The organism is Ruminococcus albus 7 = DSM 20455 (assembly GCF_000179635.2).
GTDB classification, from domain to species: domain Bacteria; phylum Bacillota; class Clostridia; order Oscillospirales; family Ruminococcaceae; genus Hominimerdicola; species Hominimerdicola alba.
In genome coordinates this window covers 1-23,977 of the sequence record NC_014825.1, presented here as the reverse complement: position 1 = coordinate 23,977, position 23,977 = coordinate 1, and the positions used below count along the sequence as shown (strand labels likewise).

Sequence of the window (23,977 nt, the reverse complement as noted above, 5' to 3'; positions counted from 1 at the left end):
ATTGATTATTTTTCTAAAATATGATATAATCAATACAATAAAATAATTCTGCGGTAGAAGACGCTTACCTCTTCGGGAGAATAAATTATGGCAAGGATATTGGTAGTCGATGATGACAGCATGGTCATAAGGATGATCGGTTTTATATTAAAAAAATCAGGACATGAATGTACAGGTGCATCTTGCGGGGCTCAGGGCATAGCTATGCTCAGAAGTGAAGCTCCTGATCTTGTGCTGCTTGATGTTGAGATGCCGGGCGAGAACGGTATGGATGTTCTGAAGAAAATACGTGATGACAGTGATATCAGCGGTGCAAAGGTCTGCCTTATGTCGGGGACTGTCGATGATGAACTGCGTGACAAGGCGCAAAAGCTGGGGTCACTGGGCTTTCTGATAAAGCCCGTAGCCGCGGCTGAACTTATGGATATCCTGAAAATGGCTGAGATTTGATATAAAGGAGTGTGGGTATATGGAGCATTACACGATAGCTGTTATTGATGACGATAAAGGAAATCTGAAAATTGCAGAACGTATACTCAGTCTTTACGGCTATCGGGTGGTTTGTCTTGACTGTGGTGAAGCGCTGCTTGAATATATAAAAAACAACAAGCCTGATCTTATGCTGCTTGATATCCACATGACAGGTATCAATGGTTTTGAAACTCTTCAGAAGCTTAAATCCAACCATGAAGTCAGGGATATACCTGTTATAATACTGACAGCTGACGGTGATCCCGAAACGGAGACAAAGGCGCTTTCAGCAGGTGCGGCAGATTTTGTGGCGAAGCCCTTTGTAGCATCAGTGCTGCTTCTCAGGGTCAAGAATACCATTGAACTGAACAGGCTGCAGCGTGATCTGAAAAGTGAGGCTAAAAAGCTGAGTGCAAGCTTTATTGAGGAGCACCGCAAGAACGAAAGGCTTTCTATGCAGGTCGTACAGACCCTTGCAGGTGCTGTGGATGCTAAGGACAAGTACACTAACGGACATTCCACCCGTGTGGCTGAATACTCCCGCGAGATCGCAAGGAGTGTGGGGCTTTCCGAAAAGGAACAGGAAAAGATATACATGATGGGACTTCTGCATGACGTGGGAAAGATAGGTATGCCCGATTACGTTATAAACAAGCCCACCAAGCTTACTCCCGAGGAATACGATATAATCAAGACGCATCCGCTGGTAGGATATGATATACTAAAAAATATATCCGAGATGCCGCAGCTTGCGGTGGCAGCAAGATGGCACCACGAAAGATACGACGGCAAGGGCTATCCCGATGGACTGACAGGTGAGGATATCCCTATGGAAGTCCGCATCATCACGGTAGCCGATGCATACGATGCCATGAGTTCGAGAAGAAGCTACCACGAGGTCTTTGCCCAGGAATACATAAGGGGAGAACTGCGGAATAATATGGGTACGCAGTTTGATCCGAAGTTTGCGCAGATAATGCTTGATATGATAGACGAGGATACCGAGTACAGCATGAGGGAGGATCCGGATACCTATCATGTGGGCGATGACGGACTTACTGTGGAGGAATCACAGAATGCCGAAAAGGATCTTGTGTTCGGATTCCTGTCTATGCTGGAAGCCGGCGGACTTGATACCGCAGTTGGTATGAAGTACTGCATGAACGATACTGAGTTCTATGCCGAGATGCTGACAGAATTTACAGGAGGCTCCGATGACAGGATAAGGCATCTTGAGGAAAGCGTAGCCTGTGGAAATATTGAGCAGTACAGAGTTTACGCACATTCGCTGAAAAGCGCATCAAAGACGGTAGGCGCTATAGAGATCAGCGAAAATGCAGGAAAGCTTGAAGAAGCGGCTGTCAACGGCGACTGGAAGTACATAACCGATAATACACCCGATATCATCGCAGAGCTTCGGGCAGTAGTCGGCAGTATACTTATGTCCATGTCTGTATACGGGCTGGGCTGAGAGTTATATGTATATGAGCGGGGAGCGATGTGTTCTCCGCTTTTTATATTAATAATATATATGTTAAATTATTATCATTTACTGAATATTTTAGATGTAAATTATAATATCGTTGACTTCTTTGTTTAACTGTGATATAATTACTCTGTTGTGTGCAAATGACTGTGGTATGATAGTTACGTGCGATGATGGATCTCTGACGCGTGGTGTAACCGTTTTCAAACAGTATATGTACAAGACAGAACGCTAACAGCATACATTGTAAGAATTACCGCGTGTTTATTTCAGAACATCCGGTGGTTCTTTTGTTTTGTAAATATCGGGGTACTTCATTTCCCGGATATATAGATATATACACGGCCGGGACGGTCACAAGCGCTGTCGGGTCAGTGAAGTATATATGGCACTGCGGATGGTCACAACAATATGTCCTGCCGGCAGTGCGGAGAAAAAATACGGCTGCGATATAGCGCGGCTTAGGAGGTCAATCAATGGCAGCAGCACAAATATTTGCCGTTATTATCTTCGTCGGTATGTTCATAATGATAGTACTCGACAAGATAGAAAGGCAGTATGTAACTATCGGCAGCGGCCTGCTTACTCTTGGTGTCGTATTCGGCTTATGCATGAGAAGCGGTTCTGCGATAGCGAGAACACTTGCGCTCAAGGACTTTTTTACCAAGGATTTCTGGTATCAGGTCGAAGAGAGCGAAAGCTCGGGTATAAACTGGGCGACTATCATCTTCATCGGAGGAATGATGCTGATGGTGGAGGGCATGGCAAAGGCGGGTTTCTTCCGCTGGCTGTGTATGAAGATAGCATTCCTTGTAAAATGCAGGACAATACCCGTATTTATCACATTCACCATTATGGCGGCTGTGCTTTCAATGTTTATTGACAGTATTACTGTTATCATGTTCCTGGCAGCTGTAACAGTTGAACTTGCACAGCTTTTGAAATTCAATCCCGTACCTATGATCCTTTCAGAGATCTTCTGCGCTAACCTTGGCGGCAGCGCCACCATGTGCGGAGATCCCCCGAATATCATAATCGGTACATCACTGGGATTCTCTTTCTTTGATTTCCTGATGAACACAGGTCTTGCGGCAGCTATAACTCTTGCAGTATCTGTTATATTCCTTTATGTTGCATTCAGGAAGGAACTTGTTACCAAAAACGGTGAACAGGTGGATATATCCAAGCTGCCCAAGCCCTCAGAGGCTATAACCAACAAAAAGGATTTCATAATCAGCAGCATAATATTCGGCTGTGCTGTAGTGCTTCTCATAACTCACGGTACTACACACCTCACTGTAGCTACTATAGGTACATTCATCGGAATAGTTACGCTGATCTCAGCAGGCAAGCACGCACTTGAACTGCTGAAAAAAGTTGACTACAAGACACTTCTGTTCTTTGTGGGACTGTTCATAGTTGTAAGCGGTCTTGAGGAAACAGAGATCCTCGATAAGATAGCAAAGTTCATTGAGAATATCAGCGGCGGCGATATTAAGATGATGATAGCTATCATTCTCTGGGTATCAGCTATTGCAAGTGCATTTGTGGACAATATCCCATTTGCCGCAACAATGGTACCCGTCATCAAGAACCTTTCAGCAGCATCGGGAACACCTATAAGCACTCTTGCATGGGCACTTGCTATAGGTACCGACATAGGCGGAAGTGCAACACCTATAGGCGCATCTGCAAACGTTGTAGGCACATCGGTGGCAGCAAAGAACGGTCACCCCATAAGCTGGGGACGCTACTGCAAAAAGCTGGCACCTGCTACTGTAATTGTATTGACACTGTCAACTATCTATCTGTTTATCAGATATGTATAAGCAAGGAGGTATCTTATGTCTCAGATCATTATTTCGATAGGACGTGAATTCGGCAGCGGCGGACGTGTTATCGCCCAGCAGCTGGCAGACAAGTTCGGTCTGCCCCTGTATGACCGCCATCTGATCACCGAGATAGCCCAGAGAATGGGCATGACTCCCGAAGAGGTAGAGAAATATAACGAAGTCCCGAAGATAAAGATACTTTCAAGAACTGTCAAGGGCTACAGCAATTCCATTGAAGATAACATCGCTGAGATGCAGTTCGATATAATCGACCAGAAAGCGAATAGCGGTGAGTCCTTTGTTGTAGTCGGCAGATGCTCGGAAACCAAGCTGAAAAAGTATCCTGCGCTCGTATCGCTGTTCATTCTGGGCGATATGGAAAAGAAAATAGAGCGTGTAATGGAGGTATACGAACTCAGCCGTGAAGATGCCGAGAGGTTCATACTCAAGAAAGACAAAAAGAGAAAGCGCTATCACAATTACCATGTTCAGGGCAAGTGGGGCGATTCAAGACTTTATGATCTTTCAGTGAACAGCTCAAAGCTCGGTATCGACAAAACTGCTGATATGCTGGCAGATTACATCAGGGCACGTATGGCAGAAAACGAGAAGTAAATACTAAAGCGTATAAACAAGCTGCTGTCATTATCACGACGGCGGCTTGTAGTATTTGTATATGATATCGGCTGTATAGTCATATACTTTGTGAATCCGATGTCTTTACATTTGCGTAAAAATATGTTATAATACAATCCAGTATGTAAACAGAGGTGTATTATGGATAAGGTAAAAGGAAAACTTCAGGACGATATATCGAAGAAAAAACGAAAGGGACGGACATCGTTCCAGATAATCATATCCAGCTTTGCTGCGCTGATACTTCTGGGAACGCTGCTGCTGATGCTTCCTATATCTTCAAAGGGCAGAGTTGTGACACCATTCTCGGATTGTATGTTCACAGCACTTTCTGCTACCTGTGTGACAGGACTCATCGTAAAGGATACCGCTACGTACTGGTCACTGTTCGGTAAAGGTGTGATAATAACACTTATCCAGATAGGCGGTATGGGCGTTATAACCATAGGTCTGGCGATAATGACCGTTTCAGGAAAAAAGATCGGTCTTGCACAGAGGAGCACGATGCAGGAATCTATAAATGCTCCGCAGGTCGGCGGCATTGTCAAGCTTACAGGATTTATACTCAGGACCTCAGCTATTATCGAACTAACCGGCGCGGCACTGCTTTCGCCTGTCTTTATCAAGGATTTCGGGGTGCTGAAAGGTATCGGCTATTCGCTTTTCCATTCAATATCCGCATTCTGTAATGCAGGATTCGATCTTATGGGTGTGCGCGAGCCATTCTCGTCGCTTACTACATACAGCAGCAACGCTTATGTAAATGCTGTCATCATGCTGCTTATAATCTTAGGCGGTATAGGTTTCCTGGTATGGGGGGATGTAGGTGCACATAAGTTCAAACTTTCTAAATATTCACTTCAGAGCAAGGTAGTGCTGACAACATCGCTGATACTTATATTTGTTCCGGCAGTATACTTTTTCTTCTGTGAATATGAGGATATGGGTGTCAAGGACAGGATACTGTCATCGCTGTTCCAGTCTGTTACTGCCAGGACGGCAGGCTTCAACAGTCAGGATCTTGCACAAATGGACGAATCGGGCACTCTTATAATGATCATACTTATGATAATCGGCGGTTCTCCCGGATCAACTGCGGGCGGTCTTAAAACTGCTACCTTTGCTGTACTGTTCCTTACAGCGCTTACCGTTTTCAGCAGACGTACAGATGTTCAGGCGTTCAAGCGCCGTATCCCTGATGAAGCTGTGCGCAACGCCGGTGCTATACTCTTTATGTACCTGACACTGTTCATTACAGGCGGTATCGTTATAAGCCGAGCTGAGGGTCTGCCTCTGCTGACATGCCTGTTTGAAACAGGTTCGGCTGTAGGCACTGTTGGACTTACACTTGGTATCACACCGTCCCTGCATATGCTTTCGCGCGTGATACTCATGTTCCTCATGTTCTTCGGACGTGTGGGAGGACTTACACTTATATATGCAGCAGTGTCATCTGCTGAAACAAGCAAAGTTAAAATGCCTATGGAAAAGATATCTGTGGGCTGATAAAGCGGTCTTTACATAAACAGCTTATGCTGTATCGAAAGGAGATATTATAATGAAATCTGTATTGGTGCTTGGCTGCGGTGAGTTCGGCGGAACTATCGCTAGAAGAATGAATGACCTGAACTGTGATGTACTTGTTGTTGATACCAACGAGGACAGAATAAATGAGATACTTCCTTATGTTACCAGTGCCAGGATAGGTGACTGTGCAAGTAAGGAAACCCTGGAATCACTGGGCGTTAACAATTTTGATGTCTGCATCGTAGCTGTCGGCGGACTTTTCCAGACTTCTCTTGAAGCAACCTGCACTCTGAAGGAACTTGGCGCACAGTTCGTTATGGCGAGAGCGACTAACGATGTTCAGATGAAGTTCCTGAAAATGGTAGGCGCTGACGAAGTCGCTTACCCCGAAAAGCAGACTGCTATACGCTTTGCAACAAAGTATGCTTCTGACACTATACTTGATTTTATACAGCTTGACAGCAACTACTCTATCTATGAGATGGTGGTGCCGAAGGAGTGGTACGGCAAGTCACTGATGCAGATAGATATCCGTAAGAAATACAATGTAAATATCATTACATTGAAACGCGATGATGAGGTATCTATACCTATGGCTGATACAAAGTTCACTGATGGAGATGTAGTATTTGTCATCGGTGAGATCAAGGATATACTTAAATGTTTCAAGGTGTAAGCTGATGAGAATACTTAGTTATGCTGCTGCCTTGATCATGGCGGCTGCGGTTTGTATGACATTAGTCGGCTGCAAAAACGGTAACGAAGAAAGTGCCGCAAATACTGATGACAGCAATAGCGGTGTATCTACAGATCCGGTTGAAGCTGAGAGCAGTGAAACTGCCGACAGTGATACGCAAAGCATTGCAGACAGTACTTCTTCATCCTCAGAGATCAGCGATGATCCGGGTATACCGGTTATCGTTAATGAAGCGGTGACAGGAACCGGGCATTCCGGCTGGGAAGATCCGTCTGTCCCTGTGAACGGTGATCATACCTCAGCTGGGAATTATGATAATGATGCCGAGAGCCGTGATGAGTACGAACTTCCGATAATACCTGTTTCCTGATCATGGTGTGAGAATTTAAAAGGATCATAAAAAGAGGTCGGCTGATAACCGACCTCTTTGTGTTAGTATATAGTGGTTATAAATTTAAGAACGTACTGCTGAAGTGTTGTAACATCAAGCTTATCTACCTTTCCGTCGCCGTTGGTATCGCACGCTCTCGGATCAACTTCAGCTTTTCCGCCGTTTATATACTTGGCAAGCTGAACTGCGTCCATCATATTTACCTTGCCGTCGCGGTTTATATCACCGGGGGTATGGGGCTTGTATTTTTCCTCGGCAGATCCTTTCACCAGATAGTAACTCATAGGGCCGTATGCATCGAATGAGTAGTTATCCCTGTCATCGGTGGATGAACCAAGCTTTGTGACCTTCACTCTTTCACCAAAGATATTGTATACGCTGAATTTTGTGCCCGGGCGCACTGAAACTGCGCCGGTGCCTGTGCTTCTGTCACGGTGAAAACCTATTACCTCACTCTTTGAAAAGTAACCGTCAACATACATCAGCCTGTCGCTCTCGGCAAAACCGCTGCCCAGTTCTACTTCCTCCTCTTTGCCCGAGAATCCTGTGTGCATGACTGTCGCAGGACCGTCAGGGGGCATTATGGGCAGTTCGGTCTCATTGACATTTCCTTCGGATACGAAAGCTCTTACAATGTAGATATCATCACCGAAGCCGGAGGGAAGTGTCATAGTATGCTGATTGTTTGAGGTATCCATTGTTGTTGTGACGGACTTGTTTCCGTTGTTTTCAGCAGTGGTTTTTTGTGGCAGAATAGTCTTGAAAGAGATCTTGCTGCCATCTCTTTGTATATCGTAGATACCGCCTGTGATAGATTTATCGACGTAAAAGTCCCCCTGCTTGTTGAAGTATTCCGGAGCAAGGAATATATAACTGCTATCCTTGCCTGTACCGTCATCATGCTTAACTTTTCGGTGGAATACATCCACCGTGACATCATCGTCGGGACGGAAAACAGCTTTATAATTGCCGTAGGAAACGTATTGTGATTCATACATGGTATTACCTATCTTGTAGGTGAATGCAGATCCTGCTGTCAGCTCAAGTTGTAGAAAATTAGTAACTTTTCCGCCGTTGTATATTTCCTTGCCGTTCTGTCTGGCAGTAACATAGCCTGTGGTATTTATAAAGGAGTATGCGCGTATCTCGTCGTTATAGCCGACGACAGGTTCGTTTTCGCTGTAATAGGCATTAACGGTGATCCCTGTAAGACCGCCTGTGGTAAGTGCTGATGCAGCTATGATCAAAGCTAAAGATGAAGTGATCAATTTATTGGAAATAAAGCTTTTCATTGTGTCCTCCTTGATAAAAAAAGTTACGCGAAGATACCGTGACTTTCAATGTGTTCATATAACTATTATAGCACTTTGCTGTTGACGTGTCAAGTATTGTTAAAACTTTTGTCTGTTATGTTTGCTTTGTTTGAGGGCAATAAAAAGGGTCATGTTAATTTTTAGTTTAATTTATTGAGTTCCTTTTCCATGCGTATGCAGGTGAATGTTCCGCCGTATACGGGCGTATCATCTGTTATGTTGTAACCCAGCTTACGGTAGAATCCGACACATACATCCCGCGCTTCTATCACGGCTGATGAGAAGCCTTTTTCCGAAAGCCATTTTTCGGCTTCGTCCATGACTATCCTGCCAAGACCTTTTCCTCTGTATTCGGGAAGTACAACAACTCTGCCTATCATAGCCGAATCCTCCGACAAAGGATAAAAGCGGCAGGTGGCAACAGGAAAGTCATCATCGGTAAGGAGTATATAATCCGTATCAGGGGTATCGTGTTCATCAAATTCCTGACGGAGAGTAATGCCGTGCTGCTTTGACATACCCTGTATGCGGACGTAGTAAGCACCTGTTCTCTGCCAGAGTTCACAGGCACGTATGGTTCTGATATTCATGCAAACACCTCATTTCGATGGTGATATTTTACCATAATATGCTATCAAAGTCAATAAGTGCTAATGGCATACAAGTATAGTGCAGAATTATGCGTTCGCATCGGGCGGATACAAAAAAATACCACACAAGACCCGCGGCTGCGATCAGCGACGCGGGTCAGGTATGGTAGTATTTAAAAGAAGAGCATTATGTATAAAGCTTGTTTATTCTGCTACATAAATAACGTAGCCGTTATCGGGGAGTGAGTATCTAATATCGAGCACCTGACCTGAAGAATACTTTCTGCTGGGTTCATTTTTGATAGTATAGTTCTCTCCAAGGAAGTTTACCCAGCGTTCAGCACTCCAGGAATCGTTGCCTATAAATGAACGGAGTGCATAGTTTGTCATGCTTTCATAGCCGAGATCTTCGTCAATGCTTGAATTTGGAACATAGTAGCTCGACTCGTGGTAGCGATGGTCATCATAATCGTATTTGTAGGTAAGATTGGAACCATCGGACCAATAAGCTATCAGCAGTTTATCACCTGTTTTGTAAAGATCGGGATCATTTATCTCATTTACATTGGAAGCATAGATATCCTCAATCTCAGCACCGGTAGGTTTCTTAGGTACGGGTATGTTCACTATCATGGTGTTTGTGCTGTGGTCATAATCACGATCTGACAAATATCTGAAATTCTTGAAAAGCCACCAATCCGGGTTTTTGAAAACCTGACCGTCTGCTGTTACCTTGCACCTGAAATAAAGTCTTCCGACGTTTTCAAGCTCGCTCTCGGAATATTCACTTAATGGCTTGAACTGTTCATCGCGTGTGCGGCCGTATAATTCAACACTGGTTATAGTGCCGTCAAATACAGTAGTAGCATCTTCCAGAAGATCTGACAGATCAGGGCTGACATATATATCCACATTATCATAGGGAAGTTCTCTATTGTCTTCTTCGCTGTACCCCTCAAAGTCCTTGCCTGCCTCGGCATGACGTCCTCTGTCGTTTTCGTCGCTTATCTCATTTGTCTGTGTGTTGTTGTCGTTGTTATCTGCAGTGACAGCAGTGTTCTCCTTCACTTCTGTCCTGTTGTTGACAGTTGTCTTCTCCTTGACATCTGCTATACTTGAGTCCGTTTTCTTCTCCTTTACCTCTGCTCTGCTGATATCTTCTTTCTTTTCTTCTGTCTTGGTGTCATCATCTGTTTTGGTATCAGTTTCAGCTTCGGTGTCATCTTTCTGCTCATTGTATGAGGAATCTTCATCGGATGTTGTAGCAACAACTTCTTTCATATTGTCGGGTCTTGATGATACGCCTTTGGTGTCAGCGGATCTAAAAGTATTCATTGCAAATGCACCGCTGCCTATCATTACGATAGCACAAGCTGCTGCTATCATACCTTTGTTGTTTCTGATCTTTGCTGTACTCTTTCTTACTTCACAGTTAGTCATTATTATTTTCTCCTTGTTCTCTTTTTCTCCGATAACAATATCTTGGGAACGTTCGCTGCCGTTTTCTTCCGCCGCAAGAACGTTCTGAAGTATTCTGTTCTTTGTATCTTTATAATACTTTTCCGCTACGTCGGAATAACGCATTACCATCGTCCTCCTTTACTGTTTTTTGCAGTTTTTTCAGCATTCGGTACATCTTTGTCTTTACTGTTGATTCTTCCATGCTTAACGCTTTTGCTGTCTCCTTTAAAGTAAGCCCTTGTCCGAAATGCAGCATGAAAATGTTGAATGCTGTAATGTCTGATTTTTTTAGTTGCTCCATCACCTCTTCATAGGCGGTGCATTCGGTCTGCTCAAGTGTGGTTAGGGCATCCTCATCGGGAATATCAAAGTGGTCGTCTATATTCTCGACGGTTATCCTGTTCCTTCTTTCTGCCGCAGAACCGTAATGATCTGCCAGATCATTTTTTGCTATTCTCAGAAGATAGTGCTTTGGATTGAGTACCGTTGCGCCGCTCAGCATTTTTCTGTAAAATGTGAGATAAACGTTCTGTATCAGATCCTCAGCATTCTCGCGCGTGTCCGCCTTGGACATGATGTAACGGTATATGTAGTCATAGGTGTCATCGTAGATCTTCTGAAACTTCGATGAAACATCATTTTTACTCAAAGCATCACACCTCCTTCCGTAAGGGGCTTTGTTCTTGCCCCTTTCGTAATAATAGACCGGTATTTGAAAAAAATAGTTTCACCTTTTTTGAGATTTTTTTATTTTTTTCTTCTGAGGCTGAAAAAAGCCCTGTAATACGGCATTTTGTAAGTGAAAAAAATTATTTGACGGTGAAGTAAATAGTCATTTGATATTTAAGTCCAATCTTTAATATAGTATACAGTTATCCTGAATAACTTACTTATGAATATGATATCACCGGGGGCGGGGTTTGTCAATTGATGATCTGCTAATAAAATATGTATATCCGCGCATATAATAAATACAGCAGAGGAGTCGGTGGGGTGTCCGGCAGTACATATAAGCCCATAAAATCTTATGAATTCATAGTTCAGTCATTGACATTGCTTTCACAATGTGATATAATAATATAGTAAAAATTCCATACATAAAGGATGGTGAGGACAGAAGTGACTAACGGTGACAGTTGCGGGTCAAAAGGGCAGTTGTGCGGCATTATATATTGCGGACGGCTAACTGTATCGGTTCGTCGTCTTCTGTGATCGTGTCCCATTATCGGACGATCTTCTGAATATATGCCACCTGCCTCTGATTGACCCCGTTTAAGTCAACAGAGGATTTTTTATGCCCATTTTTAACCCCTTGCGTCATTATTTTAAATGAACGGAGGGCTATGGTTATGGCAGAAGATATCATAAACAATACTGAGGATATCAAGGATTTAACAGAAAATACAACAGATGACGATACCGCCGAAATGGCGGTCAAGCCCGACTACGAGGGCGAAATAATAAGCGTTATACGCAGCAACGATTCTCCGCGTGTAATGCTGAAAAAACTGGAAGACTACCACGGCAACGATATCGCCGGGGTGATGGCTGATCTCTCAAAACAGGAAAGACAGAAGCTTTACCGCGTGTGTAACGGTGATATGCTGGCTGAGGCTTTTGAATACCTTGATGAGGACGATGCAGGTATCTATCTTAATGAGATGGACCTGAACAAGGCTGCTGCTGTAGTAAGCCTTATGGAAACTGACACAGCCGTAAATGTTCTGCGCGAGATAGAACGTGAAAAGCGCGGACTGATAATAGATGCACTCTCAGCTGAGGTCAGGAAAGAGATACGCCTTATCGCCAGTTTTGATGAAGATGAGATAGGCAGTAAGATGACCACGAACTGCATAATCATCAAGGAAGATCTTACCATAAAACAGGCGATGAGCGAACTCGTTCGTCAGGCTGAGGATAACGATAATATCACGACTATATTCGTAGTTGACGATAATGATGAGTTTTACGGCGCTATCGACCTTAAAGAACTTATCACAGCCCGCAGCACACGTTCGCTGGAGAGCCTTATAATGACATCTTTCCCCTATGTTTACGCTAACGAGGAGATAGATGAGTGTATCGAAAAGCTGAAGGATTACTCCGAGGATCTTATACCTGTGCTTGATAACAGCAGCAGGCTGCTTGGCGTTATCACAGCTAAAAGCCTTATCGAAGTCGTTGATGATGAGATGGGCGAAGACTACGTCATGTTTGCAGGTCTGACAGCGGAGGAAGATTTGCAGGAACCACTGCTGCAGAGTATGAAAAAGCGTCTGCCGTGGCTGCTGGTACTGCTTGGTCTGGGTCTGGTAGTATCCGGTGTAGTCGGCGTATTTGAAAAGGTCATATCACAGCTGACGCTTATAATGGCATTCCAGTCCCTCATACTGGACATGGCTGGTAACGTTGGCACACAGTCGCTTGCGGTCACTATCCGAGTGCTTACGGACGAGAACCTGACATTCAGGCAGAAGATGCATCTAGTGGCAAAGGAGACCCGCGTGGGTCTTTCAAACGGTATACTTCTCGGGCTTATGTCATTTGCCATGGTGGGACTGTATATCATGTTTTTCAAACACCGCACAGCAGGTTTTTCCTTTGCGGTATCGGGCTGTATAGGCGTTTCGCTTATGCTGGCTATGCTGATTTCAAGTGCGGTGGGTACTATAATACCCCTGTTTTTCAAGAAGATAAAAGTTGACCCTGCAGTTGCTTCGGGTCCCCTGATAACCACCGTAAATGACCTTGTGGCTGTGGTGACTTACTACGGACTCAGCTGGTTGCTGCTTTTGAACGTTATGCATCTGGGCAATTGATCGTATCGAGAGCTGCGTTGGTACATTACCGGTCAGCAGGAAGGAGGTATTGGTTTGGATAAGAGCCTTGAGAGGAGAATGTCAGTATACGAACCCCTCTGGGACGAATGGTTCGTTGACAGCTTTATGTGGGAGGATGACCTGGGGTCGATGTTCTCGCTGAAAGACAAAAACGGGCGCAAAAGCGCTGTCAGGGTGCTTACCGTTGACAGTACCTCCTGCGGCAGACCTCTATCCGAACTGACAGCTTCTGCCATAAACAGGATAAACGCCCGACTTCCGCTGGCAGGGGAGGCTTTTCTTGTCAGTGCGCGTAACTTTACAGTTAAGAATCTTGAAAATGTTGGCGCACCGCCTGTGGCAGCGGATATACTTGTGCAGACAGATGACTATCGTCCGCTTGATAATAGTGGTCAGATGCCTTATGTTACAGCCCGAAAGCTGGCGGATAATATCTGCCGCGGCATACGTAACGCACATCGCAGAGGCTTTACCTTCGGGGATATTTGTCCAAAAAATCTCCGTGTTGACAGCGAAGGGCATTTCTGCCTTGATGCACCATGCACCTATCTTCCCGCCCTTTCCGACCCGACATATTCAGCACCCGAATCTTTATCGGATAATTTTGATCCTTACAAAGCGGACATATTCTCATACGGGCTGATGCTTTATCAGCTTTTCAACGGAGGTCTTCTGCCTCTGCAAAAAGCAGGTGAGGATCCTGAAATTGCTGTTAAAAAGCGTTTTGACGGAATCCCGTTTGATCCGCCTTCAGGTGCACCTGCAGAACTTGGAAGATTTATAATGCAGTGCTGCATGGCTCATCCCGAGAGCAGATATAATGATATGGACGAGGTCTACAGAGTGCTGAGTCAGATACCTGTTGACAGTGTGCCGCCGCAGTATGAGGAATGTTATGTATCGCCCGCAGAGCGAACAGACGACGATAATAAACGTTCGGACGTGCCGGAAAAGCTTGCAAACGAACCGTTGCGACCGCAGCAGGAAAGCTTGCCTGTCGAAGAAAAGGAAAGCCGCGGTATGCGATTGTATGTAATGGTATTGCTGTATATGCTGCTCGGTGCAGGCGCTGTTTTCCTGATATACTCGGCATTTTTTCATAAATAATGAAAATTTGTATACTTTTTTATAAAATAGGTTGACAAATAGTCTGAGTGATGTTATAATGTATACCAGCGAATGAAAAGAGGTATACAATATGACAGCCAATACATTAAGTAAAACAAAACATAACGACCCGTTCATGTCAGTAAAAGATATGGCTCTGACAGCGATGTTTGCAGTACTGATAGTTGTATGTTCGTGGATATCGATACCTATGGCAGTGCCTTTTACGATGCAGACTTTTGCCATATTCTGCGCTGTATTTATGCTTGGCGGCAAGCGCGGATTTTTCGCGGTACTGGTGTATATTATGCTGGGTGCTGTGGGAATACCTGTATTTTCAGGATTTAAAGGCGGCATCGGGGTACTGTTCGGTGCAACGGGCGGATATATACTTGGTTTTCTGATATTGCCTGTTATTTACCTGCTGGCTGAAAAGTTCATAAGCGAAAATATTATCGTAAGTGTTATCTCCATGATAGTAGGTCTTGCAGTTTGTTATGCTTTTGGTACTATATGGTTCGTAAAGGTATATACTGACAGCAGCGGCAGTATGGGCATTTTAAAGGCACTGAAATTATGCGTTATCCCCTTTGTTTTCTGGGATATACTGAAGCTTGGTCTGGCAGTTGCGTTGTCGGAAGCTGTCAAAAAGCGCATCCGTCTGTGAATTGATGATACTAAACGTTTTTGTTATAACGTTCCGTGAATTTCTCGGGACGTTATTTTTATGTGTTTGTTTTTAAAGGTATGCTTTCAAGAATAGCCGCTGTTGACATTCGCTGAAAATAGTGGTATACTGTTTTTTGTATTATATTTTACAAAAATGTATATAGGAGTGATAATATGTCGAAGCCGAAGAAAAAGGCGAGTGCCAAAACAACGCTTATACGTAATTTGATCATTCTGCTTGTGATAACAGGTGCGCTGAGTGCGTTTGTTATCAATGGTTATTTTAAGAATCGTCCTGCTGAGACCGCAGAAAGCAAGACATCTGATAATACTTCAAAACAAAGCAGTGATAATAAAACTGATAAGACGGATGATGATACCACAGATGCGGAAGAACCAGATAAAACTGAGGATAAGCCTTCCGATGATAAGGACATAGCTTCCTCTGCAGCAGATACATCTTCTTCAATGGCTGATGAAAACGCTGGCAAAGAAGACGAGATAACCAAAATGATGTCGGAGATGTCACTGCATGAGAAGATATGTCAGCTGTTTGTAGTTACTCCCGAAGGTCTGACGGGGTATGACCTTGTGACAGAATCGGGTGCGGCTACACTTGATGCCCTGAAGGAATATCCTGTTGGCGGTCTTATATATTTTGCTCAGAATCTTGAGAACACCGAACAGACAAAAACCATGATCTCTGCCACAGCCGAAAGCAACAGCGTTGTATCGGATATACCCCTGTTTTTTGCTGTTGACGAAGAGGGCGGCATCGTTGCAAGATGTGCTGATAAGCTGGGTACTACCGCGTTCAAGCCTATGTATAATTACCGCGAAAAGGGTACTGATACTGCATACAGCAACGCTTTTACCATAGCATCGGATATAGCAGGACTTGGGTTCAATCTTGATTTTGCACCTGTTGCGGATACATGGTCTAATCCTGACAATACCGTTATAGGCACCCGTGCTTACAGCGATGACTTTCAGCAGGCAGCTGAACTGGTTGCCGGTGCTGTAAAGGGCTTCAAGGATGGCGGCGTAGTATGTTCGCTGAAGCATTTCCCCGGTCACGGTGATACTGCTGAGGATTCCCATGTGGGCATGGCAAGCAGCTACAAGACAGTTGATGAACTGGAAAATGCCGAATATCTGGCGTTTGAGAGCGGTATAGCCGCAGGTGCTGATATGGTAATGGTAGGACATATCACAATGGTAAATATAGATAACCAGCCTGCATCACTCTCAAAAACGATCATTACCGATGAACTTCGCGGAAAGCTTGGTTTTGACGGTGTTGTTGTTACAGATGCACTTGCTATGGGTGCTTTGGCTAACTATTACAGTTCCGACGAGATAGCAGTGGCTGTATTGAAGGCAGGCGGAGATCTGCTGCTGATGCCCGAAGATCTTGATTCAGCTGTTAAAGGTATCGAAAAAGCCGTTAAAAATGGTGATTTGACCGAGAAGCGAATCGACGAAAGTCTTGAGCGTGTGCTTCGTCTTAAAAAGGAAAGAGGTATACTCTCTTAAACAGATATAATTACAGCGGGGAGTTCATCCCCGCTTTTTCTATGTCTTTTTTACAGTGCGGTATCAAGAGCCATCATAAGCAGAAATCCGACCACGATGCTAAGGGTCCCTGTTCGGGTGTCATCTGTATGTGCCGCAGGTATAAGTTCATCAGCTGCAACATAAATCATCGCACCTGCAGCAAAGGACAATAACCATGGCTGTATCAGCTGTGCCGAGTTTACCGCGAATACTGTAAGTATACCGAAAACAGGTTCAACTATACCGGATGCTGCACCGCATATAAAGGCTTTCATCCTGCTCATACCATTCTGGCGCAGGGGGATTGCTATCGCAGCACCTTCGGGAAAATTCTGTATGCCCATACCCACCGCAAGCGCCGCTGCTGCACCGAAAAGTGCCGTGTCTGTGCTTTGGGCGGCTGCCGCAAAAGCGATCCCCACAGCCATACCTTCGGGTATGTTGTGGAGAGTTATGGCTAATACCAGCATAGCTGTATGACCGTGTTTTGCTGTTGCTGCTTTTTCTGATATCAAGGGCAGAATAATATCCATAGACATAAGAAAAACCACTCCAAAAGCAAAACCGCCGACAGCAGGCAGCCAGCTGCATCTGCCTGAACTTTCCGATTCCTCTATGGCAGGTATAAGCAGGCTCCATACAGAAGCCGCGATCATCACACCTGCCGCAAATCCTAAAAATGCCTTCCTGACCTTATCTGAAAAATCGTCACTGTGCATGAATATCACCAGCCCTGCACCGAGTGCGGTCATAAAAAATGTAAAGCCTGTTCCGCAGGCTGCCCATATCAAACCTGTCATAGTATGCTCCTTCTCCTTTGATGTTATGCTATACTATGAACAATGTTCATGTTTTGACACCTTTGCAATAATACGCCGTTATCTCTTTGCAGATATGTATTTTCACAATTTAGAAAAAATTCTAAATACCCCTTGACAAACTGTCTGAATTGTGCTATATTGTATTTAGAGAAAATTCTAATTAGATAGATCTCAAATCATATAGACGATCATTAGAACAAAACTTCGGTCGGGGGGAGGTAACTATTGTGTATACTGTACTGGTGCTGGCGGATCATTCTGAGATCTGCTATCCAAAGGATTCAATATTATTCACAATATTAAGCGGCGTGCTGATGGCATTGATACCTGTTGTGATCTTTCTTGTTATGAGGAAGTTCGTTAAATTCAAGATAAAGCCTGTTATCGTGGGTGCGGCAGTATGGCTGCTGTTTGCTGTTGTACTAAAAGCTATTGTTCTCACTCCTGTTATCGGTGCAGATAACTCAGTATCAAGGGCTGTAAACGGGAATATATGGCTGTTTTATATGATAGCTGCGGCCGCGGCAGGGATATTCGAGGAAACAGGAAGGTTAGTTGCATTTAAAACTGTACTTAAAAAGAATGATGATAAGCAGGACGCGCTTTATTACGGTATCGGTCACGGTGGATTTGAGGCTGTATATCTCGGCTTTCAGATCGCTTTTCTGGGCATCATGTGTTTGATGATAAACAAAGGCGGTATCGAAAGTGTGGTTAAGGGTGCTGACGATACCATGATAGAAAGTCTGCTGGCGCAGATAGATAAGTATACGAGCAGTGATATCGGTCGTGCGTTGCTTATGGGATATGAGCGAATCCCTGCTATGATCGTGCATATCATGTTTTCGGTCATGGTTTTTGCAGCTGTACGCGAACGTAAGATAGGTTTGTATTTTCTGTCGGTATTCATCCATTTTGTGATCGATTTTTCATTTGTGTTATACTATGCTAAGATCATCAGTCTTGGTGTAACTGAAATAATGTTTACCGTTGAAATGCTTGTGTTCGCGGTGCCGGTCTATAAGCTTCTGTACAAGAAAATGGATATTAATGCTACTGAAAGGAGGATGTCGGATGGGATTTCAGGAAACTTTTAAGGCTCTGTCAGACCCTGTGCGGCGGGAGATACTCGTGCTTTTGCGTGACGGCAGGATGTCCGCAGGGGATATAGGCGCACATTTTGATATGACGGGTGCGACCATGTCCTACCACTTCAAACAGCTGAAAAATGCAGACCTTATTACAGAAACAAAAGAGAAGAACTTCGTTTATTACGAGCTGAACACCTCGGTCTTTGAGGAACTTATTCTTTGGTTCGAGATGATGGGAGGTAAAAAAAATGAAAAAACTGACATGGGGGATCGCCCTGTTCCCGCTGATGGCAACAACGGCAGCGGTTAATTTTCTTCCTGAAAAAGTGCCTATCCATTATAATGCGGCAGGGGAGGCTGATAGCTGGGGCAGCAGAAATTTCTGCTTCATTTATCCGATCATTATTCTGTTTTTAGCTGCAATTTTTGAATTCGTTTCTATACGAATGGATACCGCCTCATACGAAGATGATGCCGCCAAACAGCGTTCAAAGCAGAATGCGAAAGTACTGCGAAAGATGATGCCCTGGATAGTGGGTGTAATGGGTGTGGTGCAGATCGTTATGCTGGTAAAAATGTGCGCTGACAGTAATGCCGGTATTTCAAATATGCAGATAGATGATATGAGGATATATGCTTTTATATTTGGATTGATCTTCATTCCCATAGGAAACAGCATTTCAAAGACCCGCCGCAACGGGCTGATCGGTTTTCGGCTTAGCTGGACGCTTTATAACGATGTCACATGGCAGAAGTCAAATTTCTTCGGCGGAGTGTGCCTGATGCTGGTGGGTGTGTGCACTATGATATCCACTGCATTTGTCAGCGGTATGGCGGCTATACTGCTTATGCTTGCATATCTTACAGCGGCGCTTGTTGTGATGATGGTTTATGCCAAACGTGTATACGACAATGAACGCAAAAAAGAAAGTTCACAAAACTGATAATGAATGGCTTTGTCATTACTGAAAATAAAGACCCGAACTGTCCTTGGTCGGATAGTTCGGGTCTTGTGTTTTATTAGTTTTCAGCTGTTTCAAACTGGCTTTCGTGACGGGTGAAGAAGTCTGTTCTCGGGGGCAGGAATTTCAGCTCATGTCCCTCACCGACAAAGAATGTCAGGGGTTCAAAGATATTATCCCAGCTCCAAAGCTCCTCACCGACCTGCAGATACTCACGCACCTTTTCGGTACCAAAGGGTGCCATGGGATGCAGAAGCACTGCGGCGATCTTTATCATGTAGAAAAGGTCTGCCAGTGCCTGCGAAAGTTCCTCTGCCGGAGTATCTTCCTTTATGGTCTTTGCCATGTACTTGCTTCCGTTTCTGATGTAGCTGTCAAGTACGTAGGTGCACTGGTGGAATGCGAATTTCGACATATGTCTTTCGTAATCGAGAACTGCCTTTTTGCCCTCTGCGAGGATATTCTCGCTTGGTGTGTTGGAGGGCATTATGCCGTTAAAATGCTTCTGTGTGGTATAGAACGCTGTACGTACCATTCTGTTGTATACGTTTGAAAGCAGAAGACCGTCCTTAACAACGGGATCGGCATCCTCGGGCTTTGCATCGGGATTATATGGCTTTGGCATAAAGCTTACCGATCTCTGACCAAGTCCCAGACCGAGCCAGTGCATACGAAGCTGTTCGGGCGTATAGTGATTCAGCAGATCGTCAGCCATAGGCGGTTTTACAGCGCCGGAGCTTGAAGCCTTTTTATCCAGGAAAAGAATGTGGTGGTTTGCGATGATGGTAGGCATCTGCATCTCGCCCTCAGCGGGGTCGGCAGTCTTTTCAGCGGACTCCTGCTGTGCCATCCACATTGCAGGCTCGGCTATACCGTAGAAGTATATATTATCCTGTCCGATGAACTGGTAAACGCCGCTTTCCTTGCTGCACCAGTAGTCCTTCCACTCGTCCCTGCTTCTGCCGCGCTGTTCGAGAAGTGTCTGTGTGAATGAGATAGGTGCCCAAAGTGATTCAGGCCATACCCATACGGTCAGACCCTCAACATTATCCATAACAGGTGCGGGAACGCCCCACTCGATATTGCCTGTAAGTCTGAAAGGAACAAGAGTCTTACCTGTACGGTAGCGTATGCCGTTGTTTACAAGCACCTTTACAGCCTCGTCGCAGTCAGAAAGAGTTTTGAACTGTACAGTGAAAGAGGGCTTTTTAGGCTCCTCAAAGTATTCGTGCTCGGGCATCTGGTCTTTCAGTGAAAGATACTTTTCTTCATACTCGCGCTTGATGTAGATAACGGGGGGCTTGAGGAATTCCTCGATGGTCTTGCATACCACGGGGCGGACGTCCTTGCGCTTTTTCAGCATCTCTATCCAGTTCTTCAGAAGTTCCTCGTAGTCTCTCAGCTTGAAATACCAGTTGGTAACAGGGCGCATCGAGGGCTTTTCGCCTGTCAGGGTGCTGACAGGGTCGATGAGGTTCTCTGGCATATACTGATGTCCGAGGTCGCACTCATCTGCGTAGCCTTTTTCGGAGTTACAGCCTTCAATCGGGCACTTGCCGATGACCTGTCTGCCGTTGAGGAAACAGCCTGCCTTTTCGTCATAGAACTGCATTGTGCTTATCTTGTTCAGCTGACCCTTTTTGTACAGGGAATTTATGAACCAGTCGGTGACTTCGGCGTGTATCTCCTTGCTTCTGCCAAGACCCGATGCCGCGAAGATATCGGGGGAGATGCCGTAGTCATCGAGAGTTTTCTGCTGTTTGTCGTGGTTGCGCTGTACGAAGTCTGTAAGGCTTCCCTCAAACTCGCCGTCAGCGACTTTCTTTCTCCAGCCCTCAGCGATAGGGGAACCGTAGCAGTCGGTACCGCCCACGAAAAGTACATTCTCCTTGCCTATCCTGTCGCGCAGGAATCTTGCAAAGGTATCTGCGAACACGAACATTCCGCCAACGTGTCCGAAGTGGAGTTCCTTGTTGCCGTAAGGCATACCGCCCGTAATTACCGCTCTTTTGGGGAATTCCGGACGCGGTATCTCAAAGGGCTTTCCGCCCTCTTTATTCTTTGCCATTTTCATTCATCTCTTTCGTTGATTATTAGGGTGTATTTTTGTACACGTATCTATTGCCTATTAAAGGACATTATCATATTTATAATTTGCAAAAGCCGCAGTATTGATATTCTGCATTTCATCTGTTATTCTGTGTGCGGCTTCGTTATTGTCACCGAACACTACAGTGAAAGGGATACTGTCGTTTTTCTTGTAGACATGCAGCGTATCCGAAAGTATGCCCTGTGTACCGGCTTCCCAGTTGAAACGGCATTCCGAAAATTTAAAGCAGCCCATAAAGTACACAAGACCGTCACTTGTAAGGTACGCATACTTTTCAAGGAATATCGCTAAGATATGTATTATCAGGCTGACCGCCATGCATAAAACATCAGTACCCAATACGAGCATAACAGCAGTAAAGCGTTTCGGGTCAGCTCTATCGCGCAGTGGATACATGATCATGATATATTTCAGAAAGTATTGTAAAAGATATCCATCAAGAAGTATCGCAAAAATATATGCCCACCCCTTAAACACGGCACTTCTGCATTTTAACGGTATCTGACCTGACTTTTTCGCCCTGTTAAGCATCATCTTTCCTCTTGTAACGTTAACAGTCAGTTTGATAGTAGAAAACAGGCAGGAAATACATAGATGAGAGCAAATACAGTTGTTTTGTTCATTATCTTATGCCCACTTGGAGAGTCTTGCCCTCACGATATCCTCGCCCAGCACATGGCTGACTTCGTGGATATCGGGAGCGTTTGCTCTGCCTGTCAGGGCGATACGGAGCATATTTGTGATATGCACGATACTGCCTTTGAACTTCTCGGGCTCTTTCTTGTAATCCTTGGGTTTTACAGCAAAACCAAGTTCCTCGGTGATAGCCTTTACCTTATCGAACCATGCGGAGCTGTCATCATTGTGGTCGTAGCCAGCGAGGTACTTTGCGAAGAATGCCTTGCGTGACTCCTCGTCAGCCTGTTCAGCCATATCGTCCTCGGGCTTGAAAGTCTCGTCATAGTAGAAGCTCATGAAATCGCAAGCCTGTTTCCAGGTCTCGATATCCTTACGGGGCTTTTTGCCGTTCTTGCCGACGTTCAGCGCAGCGATAGTTCTGTCGCGGTACTTTTTCAGAAGCTCTGCAAAGTCCTTGTTGTACTCCTCGCACCATGAGAGCCAGTTATTGTATACTGTTTCGGCATCCATGCGGGAGATAGTGTCCTTTGCTATATCGCGGAGCTTGTCCATATCCACAAGTGCGCCTGATATTGACATCTTCTTTATGCTGTAAGGGAAGTCCATATACGAAGCATCGGGGTTAGCCGCACGCCATTCCTCGTAGTTTGAATTCAGCAGTGTCAGCAGAAACTCCCATACAACATCGTTTGAGATACCCTCCTGCTGATAGTAAGCCAGTGCCAGCTCGGGGTCTTTTCTCTTGGAAAGCTTTCTCTTTATCTGCTTCTCGGGGTCTTCCTCGGAAACATCTATCTTCATCAGAGTAGCTGTATGGCAGTAGATAGGCTGTTTCCAGCCCAGCTGTTTGAACAGCTCAACGTGCATGGGCAGTGAGCTTATCCACTCCTCACCGCGGATAACGTGGGTGGAGCGCATCAGGTGGTCGTCAACTACGTGTGCGAAATGATACGTTGGTATGCCGTCGCTCTTCAGCAGTACGAAATCTGCGAAATTGCGGGGCATCTCTATCTCGCCGCGGATAGCATCCTCAACTACTATCCTCTCGTTGTTCATTTCGCCCTTGTATCTCAGCACCCAGGGCTTGCCTGCCTCGATATTTGCTTTGATCTCATCAATTGTCAGACTTCTGCTCTTTTCGGCGTACTTGCCGTAGATGCCGGGGTCTTCCTTGTTAGCCATCTGCTCATCACGGATAGCCTGTATCTCGTCTTCAGTAAGGAAGCAGGGGTAAGCCTTGCCCTCGCTTACGAGTTTTTTTGCAAAAACATGGTATATACCCGCACGCTGACGCTGTCGGTAGGGACCGTATGCTCCGTTGTCGCCCTCTGCGGTGGCGCCCTCATCAAAGTGAACACCGAAGTACTCCATAGCGTTTATAAGTGTTTCAACTGCGCCTTCTACTTCACGCTTGTTGTCGGTATCCTCTATCCTGAGATAGAAAACACCACCCGACTGGTGTGCGATCCTTTCGGCTATAATAGCATTATAGAGATTGCCCAGGTGAACGAAACCTGTGGGGGAGGGACCTATCCTTGTGACGCAGGCGCCGTCGGGAAGGTCTCTTTTCGGGAATTTTGCTTCCATATCTTCCATAGTTTCGGAAACGTTTGGAAACAGCAGATCAGCTAAAGCTAAATTATCCATGTTATCAGTCCTTTACAGAAATACCCGTTATCTGCACAAGCAGACATAGCGGGGAAAATATACTTTAATATTATAGCACATTTCGGTTTATGTGTCAACTGTCGTGAAGGTGAGTTACGGGGTGGGCTTT

General features: G+C 45.0%; 22 protein-coding genes. 14 read left to right on the top strand and 8 right to left on the bottom strand.

Annotation, left to right across the window (positions count from 1 at the left end; genetic code table 11):
* Nucleotides 1–87: 87 nt before the first annotated feature.
* The 7 genes from RUMAL_RS18840 to RUMAL_RS18810 all read left to right on the top strand — a co-directional run bounded on the left by RUMAL_RS18840 (nt 88) and on the right by RUMAL_RS18810 (nt 7,019).
* Entirely contained in the window at nt 88–450 is a 363-nt protein-coding gene (locus tag RUMAL_RS18840) for a response regulator (RefSeq protein ID WP_013483687.1), read from the top strand.
* Nucleotides 451–469: 19 nt separating this feature from the next.
* The gene (locus RUMAL_RS18835; protein ID WP_013483686.1) at nt 470–1,942 is read left to right on the top strand and encodes an HD domain-containing phosphohydrolase; all 1,473 of its coding nucleotides are present in this window, start codon (nt 470–472) and stop codon (nt 1,940–1,942) included.
* Between the two features lie 491 nt (nt 1,943–2,433).
* Nucleotides 2,434–3,786 carry an ArsB/NhaD family transporter gene (locus tag RUMAL_RS18830; RefSeq protein WP_013483685.1) on the top strand — a complete coding sequence of 451 codons (1,353 nt, stop codon included), beginning with the start codon at nt 2,434–2,436 and terminating at the stop codon, nt 3,784–3,786.
* Nucleotides 3,787–3,801: 15 nt separating this feature from the next.
* A complete protein-coding gene (locus RUMAL_RS18825; RefSeq protein WP_013483684.1) occupies nt 3,802–4,404 on the top strand; it encodes a cytidylate kinase-like family protein in 603 nt (200 codons plus the stop codon).
* 162 nt (nt 4,405–4,566) lie between these two features.
* Nucleotides 4,567–5,931 (top strand): TrkH family potassium uptake protein, encoded by a 1,365-nt coding sequence (locus RUMAL_RS18820; protein WP_013483683.1) that lies wholly within the window; start codon nt 4,567–4,569, stop codon nt 5,929–5,931.
* A 52-nt stretch (nt 5,932–5,983) separates the two neighbouring features.
* The gene (locus tag RUMAL_RS18815) at nt 5,984–6,628 is read left to right on the top strand and encodes a potassium channel family protein (RefSeq protein ID WP_013483682.1); all 645 of its coding nucleotides are present in this window, start codon (nt 5,984–5,986) and stop codon (nt 6,626–6,628) included.
* Between the two features lie 4 nt (nt 6,629–6,632).
* Nucleotides 6,633–7,019, top strand: coding sequence for a hypothetical protein (locus RUMAL_RS18810; protein WP_013483681.1), 387 nt, complete (start codon nt 6,633–6,635; stop codon nt 7,017–7,019).
* 62 nt (nt 7,020–7,081) lie between these two features.
* Here the strand turns inward: RUMAL_RS18810 and RUMAL_RS18805 are convergent, their stop codons facing one another.
* From RUMAL_RS18805 to RUMAL_RS18790, 4 genes are all read right to left on the bottom strand, one after another.
* On the bottom strand, nt 7,082–8,332 hold the full coding sequence (locus RUMAL_RS18805) for a dockerin type I repeat-containing protein (RefSeq protein WP_013483680.1): 1,251 nt from the start codon (nt 8,330–8,332) through the stop codon (nt 7,082–7,084).
* A gap of 161 nt (nt 8,333–8,493) precedes the next feature.
* Nucleotides 8,494–8,943, bottom strand: a complete 450-nt coding sequence (locus RUMAL_RS18800) for a GNAT family N-acetyltransferase (protein WP_013483679.1) — start codon at nt 8,941–8,943, stop codon at nt 8,494–8,496.
* A 204-nt stretch (nt 8,944–9,147) separates the two neighbouring features.
* The gene (locus tag RUMAL_RS18795) at nt 9,148–10,527 is read right to left on the bottom strand and encodes a hypothetical protein (RefSeq protein ID WP_013483678.1); all 1,380 of its coding nucleotides are present in this window, start codon (nt 10,525–10,527) and stop codon (nt 9,148–9,150) included.
* Entirely contained in the window at nt 10,493–11,053 is a 561-nt protein-coding gene (locus tag RUMAL_RS18790; protein WP_013483677.1) for an RNA polymerase sigma factor, read from the bottom strand. The genes RUMAL_RS18795 and RUMAL_RS18790 overlap by 35 nt, the downstream gene beginning before the upstream one ends.
* Nucleotides 11,054–11,753: 700 nt before the next feature.
* Between RUMAL_RS18790 and mgtE the strand changes: the two genes are divergently transcribed.
* The 4 genes from mgtE to RUMAL_RS18770 all read left to right on the top strand — a co-directional run bounded on the left by mgtE (nt 11,754) and on the right by RUMAL_RS18770 (nt 16,556).
* On the top strand, nt 11,754–13,223 hold the full coding sequence (gene mgtE / locus RUMAL_RS18785) for a magnesium transporter (protein WP_013483676.1): 1,470 nt from the start codon (nt 11,754–11,756) through the stop codon (nt 13,221–13,223).
* Nucleotides 13,224–13,277: 54 nt separating this feature from the next.
* A complete protein-coding gene (locus tag RUMAL_RS18780) occupies nt 13,278–14,351 on the top strand; it encodes a protein kinase domain-containing protein (protein WP_013483675.1) in 1,074 nt (357 codons plus the stop codon).
* Between the two features lie 91 nt (nt 14,352–14,442).
* A complete protein-coding gene (locus RUMAL_RS18775; protein ID WP_013483674.1) occupies nt 14,443–15,018 on the top strand; it encodes a biotin transporter BioY in 576 nt (191 codons plus the stop codon).
* Between the two features lie 176 nt (nt 15,019–15,194).
* Complete coding sequence (locus tag RUMAL_RS18770; RefSeq protein ID WP_013483673.1) at nt 15,195–16,556, top strand: glycoside hydrolase family 3 protein; 1,362 nt, start codon at nt 15,195–15,197, stop codon at nt 16,554–16,556.
* A gap of 50 nt (nt 16,557–16,606) precedes the next feature.
* On the opposite strand, the gene RUMAL_RS18765 is transcribed toward RUMAL_RS18770, so the two are convergent.
* Nucleotides 16,607–17,377 (bottom strand): ZIP family metal transporter, encoded by a 771-nt coding sequence (locus RUMAL_RS18765; protein ID WP_013483672.1) that lies wholly within the window; start codon nt 17,375–17,377, stop codon nt 16,607–16,609.
* Nucleotides 17,378–17,625: 248 nt separating this feature from the next.
* Here RUMAL_RS18765 and RUMAL_RS18760 point away from each other — a divergent pair, with 248 nt between their 5' ends.
* From RUMAL_RS18760 to RUMAL_RS18750, 3 genes are read left to right on the top strand one after another with little or no spacing between them, the layout of a single operon-like run.
* A complete protein-coding gene (locus RUMAL_RS18760) occupies nt 17,626–18,495 on the top strand; it encodes a YhfC family intramembrane metalloprotease (protein WP_013483671.1) in 870 nt (289 codons plus the stop codon).
* Nucleotides 18,473–18,799, top strand: a complete 327-nt coding sequence (locus RUMAL_RS18755; protein WP_013483670.1) for an autorepressor SdpR family transcription factor — start codon at nt 18,473–18,475, stop codon at nt 18,797–18,799. Before RUMAL_RS18760 ends, RUMAL_RS18755 begins: the two co-directional genes overlap by 23 nt.
* Nucleotides 18,738–19,433 carry an SdpI family protein gene (locus tag RUMAL_RS18750; RefSeq protein WP_013483669.1) on the top strand — a complete coding sequence of 232 codons (696 nt, stop codon included), beginning with the start codon at nt 18,738–18,740 and terminating at the stop codon, nt 19,431–19,433. The genes RUMAL_RS18755 and RUMAL_RS18750 overlap by 62 nt, the downstream gene beginning before the upstream one ends.
* A 76-nt stretch (nt 19,434–19,509) precedes the next feature.
* On the opposite strand, the gene RUMAL_RS18745 is transcribed toward RUMAL_RS18750, so the two are convergent.
* The 3 genes from RUMAL_RS18745 to RUMAL_RS18735 form a co-directional block, all read right to left on the bottom strand.
* Nucleotides 19,510–21,519 carry a class I tRNA ligase family protein gene (locus tag RUMAL_RS18745; RefSeq protein WP_013483668.1) on the bottom strand — a complete coding sequence of 670 codons (2,010 nt, stop codon included), beginning with the start codon at nt 21,517–21,519 and terminating at the stop codon, nt 19,510–19,512.
* Nucleotides 21,520–21,579: 60 nt separating this feature from the next.
* Nucleotides 21,580–22,095: a hypothetical protein gene (locus tag RUMAL_RS18740; protein ID WP_154662783.1), complete on the bottom strand. Its 516-nt coding sequence runs from the start codon at nt 22,093–22,095 to the stop codon at nt 21,580–21,582.
* Between the two features lie 93 nt (nt 22,096–22,188).
* Nucleotides 22,189–23,847, bottom strand: coding sequence for a glutamate--tRNA ligase (locus RUMAL_RS18735; RefSeq protein WP_013483666.1), 1,659 nt, complete (start codon nt 23,845–23,847; stop codon nt 22,189–22,191).
* Nucleotides 23,848–23,977: the final 130 nt, after the last annotated feature.